Raw genomic sequence first — 370 nt, 5'->3', positions numbered from 1 at the left:
TTTTAAAACTACGTTTTCAAATTGTCCGCTCGCAGAGGGGGAGATTTCCCCCTTGACCCCCTGAAAAACGCCTTGCGTTTTTAAGCCTGATCAAAAAATCCCTTACGGATTTTAGATCGGTCTGAATCCCATTTTTAGCAAAATCGGATTCAACGAGTTCAAGAAACTCGGCACGTTTTTTGTGATAACAGATTGCCCAAAAATCTTGAGGACTAAGAAAAAGAGCATGAACAACTTCAGTCGGATCTTCTTCAGTATTTGTATTTGCAATTTCCTCGTCATCCTTAACCGGACATTCAAATAATTTCTTTAAACCCTTTGACCAATGAAGTTGCTTTCTTCCTTTGAAAGCAACGGCATAGGTTTTAAA

The 370-nt window shown here is 38.9% G+C and carries 1 pseudogene; it reads right to left on the bottom strand.

Annotated features, from left to right (window positions below):
* Positions 1-16: 16 nt before the first annotated feature.
* Positions 17-370 (bottom strand): annotated as a pseudogene (locus tag ACNQ0W_RS25425) (replication protein); the annotation flags it as partial.

Source organism: Enterobacter cloacae complex sp. 6730903 (genome assembly GCF_048283985.1).
Classification (GTDB): domain Bacteria; phylum Pseudomonadota; class Gammaproteobacteria; order Enterobacterales; family Enterobacteriaceae; genus Enterobacter; species Enterobacter hormaechei_C.
Note: the sequence above shows the minus strand (reverse complement) of the source record. Positions and strands in the feature narration are given on the sequence as shown.